This window comes from Bartonella refiksaydamii (genome assembly GCF_902652675.1).
Classification (GTDB): domain Bacteria; phylum Pseudomonadota; class Alphaproteobacteria; order Rhizobiales; family Rhizobiaceae; genus Bartonella; species Bartonella refiksaydamii.
Window position 1 is genome coordinate 1 of record NZ_LR736365.1, and the last position, 1,542, is coordinate 1,542.

Below are 1,542 nucleotides of genomic sequence, written 5' to 3' on the forward strand. Positions count from 1 at the left end.
CATAAAAAGAAAACCTTGTCACGTAAGGACGGACAAGGCTTTCTCAAGCTCATCAACCTGGAGATAACAAAATCCGTCCTGTATCGCAACCTAGTTATAGGATTACTAAGTACATTCTACGCCATATTGCTTTATATACAATATTGAGATGTTGGATTGAGAAAACAATCCCGCCATTCCAAACGAAGGCAAGGATGGCGGATTGTTGATCATCACAAACAAAACTTAAGGCTGGCATTCAAGTGCATTTTTATATTTTTTACAATAAGGGCTATTTAAGCGTCTCTCAACACTTCGTTGAGGCATGACAGCACCAGGACGACATATGGGAAGATTATCCGATTTATGGTTCTCACACCATTCTTGTATTGTAAAGCTAGGACGAAAACCTGATTGTCCCATACAAATTTCAATACTAGCAAATTGATTCAAATCTAGTGCCACAACCTTATTAAGGTCCGGTACTCCACATTCTAAAAGTATTTTATTTCTCCATAATGCTGGAGAAAGTGATGGAATTGAGTTAACACATCCAGCTGTACTTAACAGAACCATGCAGCTCAATAGTTTTAATTTTTTTTCATTTTCCCCTCTTTCAATGGATTTATTTACGATAAAACAGCTCATAAGCCTGTTGATATTTTCTGTCATCGCTGCTTAAAACAATGGTGAACAATATTGAGATGGTGGATTGAGGGAACAATCCCGCTATTCCAAGCAAAAGCAAAAAGGGGATTGTTGATCATCACAAACAGAAAAACTTAAGGCTGGCATTTGCGACTATTTTTATACTGTTTACAAAACGGGCTATTTAAGCGCTTCTTGACACTTCGTTGTGGAATGACAGCGCCAGGCTGACAAATAGGAAGGTTTTTATAATTATAGCACCAATATGGGCCGCCATATCTATCCCGGAATCCTGCTTGGACCATACAAGCATCAATGGATGCCATTTGATTTAAACTGAGATTTCTATTTTCTGAATCAAGATCAATAAGACTCGGCATTCCACATTCTAACAGTGCTTTTCCTACCTCAGTAAAGTCTGCTCCCGGCTTCAACCACCCGTATACTTCCCCTGGAGGAGGAGCAAAAAAACCCTCACATCCAGCGAGACTTAACAGAATAAGCCCACTCAATAATTTAAACAATGTATTCATTTTTTTATCCATAAGTAACCTAAACCTAAATTATCTAAAATTGCATAAGGTGAATAAATTGCTACAGTACGAGGTGTTCCATAAGCATCTTGACATTTTTTCCCCGCATTACCATAACAACTATGGGTACTAGGGTAAGAGCCTAATAGTGCTCCCCCTACCTCTCTCATTGGAATTGCTGGTGGAAATAATACATAGGGGAACTTCAAGGGTACCTTATAAAAAGTAGGTGGATTGTGACCAATGCTTATACCAATGGGGTCAAATAGATGGTTTTGTAAGTAAATATGATATTTCTTGCCATCGCTTACGAAATATATTGCATTCGCTACCGATACAGCGTTATCAGCCGGTCCAAAAAAATAGATATCTGTTTTGTACC

The 1,542-nt window shown here is 38.4% G+C and carries 3 protein-coding genes; all 3 read right to left on the bottom strand.

Annotation, left to right across the window (positions count from 1 at the left end; all coding sequences use genetic code 11):
• Window positions 1-225: 225 nt before the first annotated feature.
• Window positions 226-555: a hypothetical protein gene (locus tag GQO39_RS08460; protein ID WP_246668563.1), complete on the bottom strand. Its 330-nt coding sequence runs from the start codon at window positions 553-555 to the stop codon at window positions 226-228.
• Window positions 556-761: 206 nt separating this feature from the next.
• Complete coding sequence (locus GQO39_RS08465; RefSeq protein WP_156851764.1) at window positions 762-1,160, bottom strand: hypothetical protein; 399 nt, start codon at window positions 1,158-1,160, stop codon at window positions 762-764.
• On the bottom strand, window positions 1,157-1,542 hold a 386-nt coding region (locus tag GQO39_RS08925; protein ID WP_198039451.1), incomplete at its 5' end, for a hypothetical protein. The genes GQO39_RS08465 and GQO39_RS08925, both read right to left, overlap by 4 nt.

Coding starts and splice junctions, on each gene's coding strand:
- GQO39_RS08460 (WP_246668563.1), bottom strand. CDS start 555: ATGGTTCTGTTAAGTACAGCTGGATGTGTTAACTCAATTCCATCACTT.
- GQO39_RS08465 (WP_156851764.1), bottom strand. CDS start 1,160: ATGAATACATTGTTTAAATTATTGAGTGGGCTTATTCTGTTAAGTCTC.